The sequence below is a fragment of the Gottfriedia sp. NPDC056225 genome, assembly GCF_042267765.1.
Lineage (GTDB): Bacteria > Bacillota > Bacilli > Bacillales > Bacillaceae_G > Gottfriedia.
In genome coordinates, this window is sequence record NZ_JBHJTJ010000104.1 from 1 (window position 1) to 4,746 (window position 4,746).

At 29.0% G+C, this 4,746-nt stretch carries 5 protein-coding genes; 1 reads left to right on the forward strand and 4 read right to left on the reverse strand.

Annotated elements, in window-relative coordinates:
- On the forward strand, positions 1 to 1,212 hold a 1,212-nt coding region (locus tag ACFCYN_RS24910), incomplete at its 5' end, for a glycosyl hydrolase family 18 protein (protein ID WP_375952742.1).
- Between the two features lie 208 nt (positions 1,213 to 1,420).
- Here the strand turns inward: ACFCYN_RS24910 and ACFCYN_RS24915 are convergent.
- From ACFCYN_RS24915 to ACFCYN_RS24930, 4 genes are all read right to left on the reverse strand, one after another.
- Positions 1,421 to 1,684, reverse strand: a complete 264-nt coding sequence (locus ACFCYN_RS24915) for a CPCC family cysteine-rich protein (RefSeq protein ID WP_375952745.1) — start codon at positions 1,682 to 1,684, stop codon at positions 1,421 to 1,423.
- 135 nt (positions 1,685 to 1,819) lie between these two features.
- Entirely contained in the window at positions 1,820 to 2,368 is a 549-nt protein-coding gene (locus tag ACFCYN_RS24920; protein ID WP_375952748.1) for a DUF4304 domain-containing protein, read from the reverse strand.
- A 168-nt stretch (positions 2,369 to 2,536) separates the two neighbouring features.
- Positions 2,537 to 3,547: a phosphotransferase enzyme family protein gene (locus ACFCYN_RS24925; RefSeq protein ID WP_375952750.1), complete on the reverse strand. Its 1,011-nt coding sequence runs from the start codon at positions 3,545 to 3,547 to the stop codon at positions 2,537 to 2,539.
- Between the two features lie 181 nt (positions 3,548 to 3,728).
- Positions 3,729 to 4,403: a hypothetical protein gene (locus ACFCYN_RS24930; protein WP_375952753.1), complete on the reverse strand. Its 675-nt coding sequence runs from the start codon at positions 4,401 to 4,403 to the stop codon at positions 3,729 to 3,731.
- Positions 4,404 to 4,746: the final 343 nt, after the last annotated feature.

Here is a 4,746-nt window from a genome sequence, read left to right on the forward strand (position 1 = left end):
ATATCTAAACAATACAAATTGAATGTAAAAAGCTTGGCAAATCTAAATGGATTAGAACGGAATGATAAACTTGTAATTGGACAATCTATGATAATTCCTGGGTCTACTTATTATGTGAGACAAGGAGAAACTTTATGGGATATTGCATTTCGACATTCAATTACTATTAATTCATTGAAAAGTAAAAATAATATTACTAGCGATGTAGTAATTCCAGGTCAAAAATTAATTATTCCTTCATCTCCTAAAACCACCATTTGGACCGGTAGTTACTTAATTCCTAAAGATAAAAAATCTAATAAATGGATGATTGATTATTATAAAAAGTCACTGACAAGTATTTTTATATTTGAATATCACCCAACTTCTCAAGGAAAATTAATTAAAGTAAAAGAAAATCAATCTAATCAAATTGCTTGGAAAAATCACATATTTCCTTACGCTACATTAACTAATATTAGTAAAAAAGGTTTCGATCCTAACCTAGTACATTCCTTACTAAGTAAGACAGCAATGCGAAAAAAATTGGTAAATAACATCTATTCTCTTTTAGACAAAAATGATTATAAAGGAATAAGTATAGATTTTGAATCACTAAACCCTGAAGATAAGAATAATCTCAATTTATTTATGAAAGAATTATCTAAGAAACTTCATTCTTCAAAAATGGAAGTTTTAATGGCAATGCCACCAAAGGAAGCAGATCATATTCCTCAATATTATGATGCTTATGATTATGATACCCTTGGTAAGTATGTTGATAAGATGTTTTTAATGACATATAACTGGCATTGGCCGAACAGTTCCTCCGGTCCAATTGCTCCATTAAATGAAGTGAGAAAAACTTTAAATTATGCGGTTTCAATTGTACCAAGATCAAAATTGTTATTAGGAATACCTCAGTATGCCTACGATTGGCCTATTACTGGGGAAAAGCGAAAAGGTATCGCATATTCCACTCAAAATGCAATTAAAATGTATAAGAAATATGAAAGTGAAGTCTACTTTGATCGGGAAACTTTATCACCAGCATTTCGTTACTCTGATATTGATGGAATTATCCATGAGGTTTGGTTTGAAGATCCTCGAAGTTTACTAGCAAAATTTCACCTTATAAAAGAATATGCTTTAGGAGGATTGGGGTGTTGGCATTTAGGTATTACAGCGCCTCAGACTGAACAATTAGTAATAAATGAATTTAAGATTAAATAAATATTAGCAGCCAATTTTTAAATGATTGGCTGTTTTTTAGGCTATTTAAATTAAATGTTTCAAAATCACCAAATCTCTCCAAAGTAAATATATGTTCATATTTATTGGACATTCGGCTTTCTTCTCTTCAATTAACTTATATTCTTATCAAAATTATACCATTTCCTTATGCAACTTAAGCATCAGTTAGTTACATAAAGAATCTAAGTTATAAAAGCTTCCAATTAGGGTCTTTTTTATCTCTTTCGTTTGGTTTTCTGACAAATTCAATACATCTTTTTTCGCAAGCACCATATTCAATAAAGTTTATTTGCGCTTGTCTTAAAGAAGGAATATTTGCTCCACCTTCAAAATCAGGATCTTTAAATTGAACTGAATCATCTTCCCAAAAACAAATACTACAAATATCATAGGTTCCTGGAGGCTCATCATCAAGAGTTTTATACCCACAGCAAGGACAAGTATATTTCATTCCGACTCTCCTATTCTAAAATTGTTACCATAAGAACATAGGTCTTCAACTAAACGCACTGCGTTTGTTGCATAAGGTATTCTATTAATTCACGTTTATTCCAATCTTTGTCGCAAGTTCCTTTATATACTCTTTTTATGAAGTTAAATACACTACTTCCATTCTTTTTTGTGCTTTTTCAGGATAACCGTAATAATGATAAAGAAGTATTAAATGATGAGGGCATTCAAACTCCCCTTGTTCATCCATTGTCTCCAAAACATTTATAATATCTTCAACGTTTTGATATTGTTCAAAATATGGAAATATTACATTTACAATGTCACTTTCCACCTGCTTTTTTATTTCTTCAATATCCGTTTTATCTGATATCTTATACCAATTTTCACGTATATTTTTTATATCACTTATTCGTAGTCTTAACATCGAGTATAATTCTAATGGAAATATTGGAGATTTCAATCCATCTAAAGTGGTATATACTTTATCGCAGTAAATTCCAGTATTAAATAAAAACTCTACCTCATTTTTTGTATTCCATTTTGAAGATTGGATGTTAACAGTCCAAGCAAAGTCAGGAAATAGTTTAGCAAAGTTTTTTCCTTTCTTCTTAAATCCCTTTGCTTTAAATAAAGGTGCAATTGTTTCTTTAATTAATTCATTTAACTCATTCTGCTTACTCATATTTTCTCCTTGGATGGAATGCTTTGTATAACGGTTCATATATAATAATTTATCATAATGAATCCTAAATGTCTTATTCAACTAATCTGCCATTTTGTTGAATAAAAAATGGACTGCCTAAGCAGCCCGACGTTATACAACTAATGCATCAGTTAGTTACATAACAAATTATTTTGTTGTAATTAATGATAAAAGTTTTTCGCCACGCTTTTTATAAGTATTGATGTGTTTTTTTAGTGTTTCCTCATCATTTGAATCTAAGATTTTAATTGTATGTCTAACAAAGTTCCAATTTATACAACCTGATAACCATACAAGTGAAGATAGGCGTTCTAAATCATTTTTTCTGAAATAATCATTTGATTGATAGCCTTTTAAAAAGGCAGTAGCAGCACTGGAAGACATTTCAGAAGAATTTATTCCTTTTGTTCGTGAATACCACTTTATTAGCCAGGCTAAACCTTCAATTCTATCACCGTAACCTATTGATTCAAAATCAACAATTCCTATTACTTTTTTATCTTTATCCCAAAGAATATTAAGTGGATTTAAATCTGATTGAATAATAAACTCATATCGATTTGTAGTTGCATTTGCAATATGTTGTTCTGTTAATTCTAGGTAATCCTCTACCATTTTTGAAGTTTCCAATGATATGTTAGAAGTTTTTACTTCATTGCGAAGATTATCTATAAATTTAGAATATCCATCAAGATGTGATATTTTTGGAAAGACTGGACTTACATATAAACTTGAAATATCGTGAAATTTTCTTGCTACCTTTCCAAACTCTTCTGCAATTAGCTCATCACAATGGGTTATATGTTGACCTTCAATCCATTCGAACAGTATAAAGCGATAAACTACATTTTCCCATACAAAAGTATTAAATGGTACATCTTCTGAAATTGGTAATAATTTCATAAATGGAATGTTATTCTTAACTAAGAATCGGCAAACCTTTGTTTGTTCATATAAAATATCGTTAGAAATTTCTCCAAATACTTTGTTTGAAGAACGATTATACTTAATAAATCTTGCAGAATAAGGTTTTCCATCTGCAATAATTTTATAATGTAGATCACTGTTCCAACTACCTTTATGTAGTTCAGCTTCAATTACTAATGAATCATTGCCAATTGAGTAAGGCTCGAGAGCTTTTTTTAATAATTGGTACATTAATTTTAGATCTCCTTAGAATAGCCTAGTTTATTAATTATTCTTTTTATTAGTATAAACTCCTTTTTGCAGTTATTTCTTATTGAAATATCCTGCCATTTTGTTGAATAAGAAAAAAGCTACCGAAGCAGCTTAAAGGTTGTTCAACTAATGCATCAGTTAGTTGTATAAGGAAATATAGTTAATAAATGTATCTTGTAGTCTCCCATTCCCCAAACTTAATTGTAGTTTCAAACTCTTCTCCACCATTTTTCTCCCTTAATAATTCATACATTTTTTCATTTTTAATATTGTAATGCTTTTTATTTAGAAAGCCTACACTTCGAATAGTTGGATGATTTAAAATTGGTGTTAAGTCCCCATTTAATACATTTGTATCAGCAAATCGAAAGTGGATTAAATTAGGAAATTGGTTTAAAAAATTTAAATCTTCAAGGTTACCACAAGAATTTAGGCAAAGAACCCGTAGATTTTTCAGAGAGAATAATTCCTCATTTGGTATGAATTTCTTAGAGTGATCAATAAATAAATGTTCTAATGAATCGGCAATTCCCGTCAAACCCAGGTCGCTTTCTAATTTAGTACAATAGTGTAACTCTAATCTCTTCAAATTAGTCAATTTTTCTATCCCAATGAAATTATGTATATTTGACCAATTTAATTCGAGATAAAGAAGACTTTCTGGAATAGGTAAATGCTCTAAATTTCTTAATTTACTTTTGTGATACCAAAGTGTTAAATACTCAATATTTTTAAGTTTCAACTCATTAAATTTTACTTCTTTTAAATCAATTGTTTCTTGAAGTTTATCAGGTATTTGTTCAAACCAAATTGCACTATTTCTCCAGTTATCCATTTATATCTCTCCTTTATTTTAAAAGGTTTTTTATTAGTCTATCTAACCTATAAATCATAGAATTCTTATTGAACTATACTGCCATTTACTTAAATAAAAAACTGCAATTAAGCAGTTGGTGATTTTCAACTTGATAATTAATAATAAAAAAGAGAACTGGGTTCTCTTTTTCTTTGAGTTAATATAGATGGTATTTGGAAATGAGCAAACAGGTATGCTCAATATAACATATTTTTTTTTAAGATAATGTATTATGCTTTCTACCTAGTTAATTAGTTTTTAAATATTATTTACAAAATTAATCTATGCTTTATGCAACTAAAGCATCAGTTAGCTTAATAAC

Excerpts from the sequence above, each read along its gene's own strand:
- ACFCYN_RS24915 (WP_375952745.1), bottom strand. The coding sequence starts at position 1,684 with ATGAAATATACTTGTCCTTGCTGTGGGTATAAAACTCTTGATGATGAG.
- ACFCYN_RS24920 (WP_375952748.1), bottom strand. The coding sequence starts at position 2,368 with ATGAGTAAGCAGAATGAGTTAAATGAATTAATTAAAGAAACAATTGCA.
- ACFCYN_RS24925 (WP_375952750.1), bottom strand. The coding sequence starts at position 3,547 with ATGTACCAATTATTAAAAAAAGCTCTCGAGCCTTACTCAATTGGCAAT.
- ACFCYN_RS24930 (WP_375952753.1), bottom strand. The coding sequence starts at position 4,403 with ATGGATAACTGGAGAAATAGTGCAATTTGGTTTGAACAAATACCTGAT.